The sequence below is a fragment of the Mesorhizobium sp. M7A.F.Ca.ET.027.03.2.1 genome (assembly GCF_003999175.1).
In the GTDB taxonomy this organism is placed as follows: domain Bacteria; phylum Pseudomonadota; class Alphaproteobacteria; order Rhizobiales; family Rhizobiaceae; genus Mesorhizobium.
In genome coordinates this window covers 1-941 of the sequence record NZ_RZOM01001558.1, presented here as the reverse complement: position 1 = coordinate 941, position 941 = coordinate 1, and the positions used below count along the sequence as shown (strand labels likewise).

Below are 941 nucleotides of genomic sequence, written 5' to 3'. Positions count from 1 at the left end.
CGGCCGGACTCGCCGGCATTGCCGTCGAGGCGGGACGCTCGCTGATCCTCGAAGGTCCTGAAACCATCGCGCGCGCCAATGCACTCGGCCTGTTCGTCCTTGGCCTGCGTGCCGCCACGGAGCCGCGCAATGGCTGACAGGGCATTGAAGATCGCAATCGTTGCCGGAGAGGAGTCCGGCGACCTGCTCGGTGCCGACATAGTGCGCTCGCTCAGCCAGGCTGTGGGGCGCGAGGTGCAACTCGTCGGCCTCGGCGGCCGTCATTTGCAGGCGCTGGGACTGGTCTCGCCATTCGATGCCGGCGAGATCGCCCTCATGGGGTTCAGCGCCGTTCTGCGCGACCTGCCGCGCCTGATGCGGCGGATCAGCCAACTGGCCAAGACCGTTGCCGACGAAAAGCCGGACTGCATGGTCACCATCGACAGTCCGGACTTTTCGTTGCGCGTCGCCAAAAAGGTGCGTGCGGCCAACCCGTCGATTCCGATCATCCACTATGTCTGCCCGAGCGTGTGGGCGTGGCGGCCGGGCAGGGCGGTGGCGATGAAGCCCTATGTCGACCACATCCTCTGCATCCTGCCTTTCGAGGTCAAGGAGCTCGAGCGGCTCGGCGGGCCACCGGGCACCTATGTTGGGCATCGCCTGACCCACGATGCGGGTTTGCTGGCCGCAGCCAAGGCGCAGGAACTACCGCGCGACCTTTCTCCTGATCGCGTCAAGACCCTGCTCGTCCTGCCCGGTTCGCGGCGTGGCGAGGTACGGCGGCTGCTCGAGCCGTTCGGCGAGACGGTGTCGATTCTGCGTGCGCGTGGCCACCGCCTGCGGCTGCTGCTGCCGACCGTTCCGCATGTCGCCGAGCTCGTCAAATCCTCGGTCAACCGCTGGGATGAAAAGCCTGAGATCATCGTCGATTCCCAGCGCAAATGGCAGGCTTTCGGCAAAGC

At 66.0% G+C, this 941-nt stretch carries 1 protein-coding gene and 1 pseudogene; both read left to right on the top strand.

The genetic code is table 11. The features are described from left to right. Positions 1-137 (top strand): annotated as a pseudogene (locus EN750_RS36415) (UDP-2,3-diacylglucosamine diphosphatase LpxI); the annotation flags it as partial. Continuing rightward, a partial coding sequence (locus EN750_RS36410; protein ID WP_127399423.1) for a lipid-A-disaccharide synthase occupies positions 130-941 on the top strand: 812 nt, incomplete at its 3' end. The pseudogene EN750_RS36415 and the gene EN750_RS36410, both read left to right, overlap by 8 nt.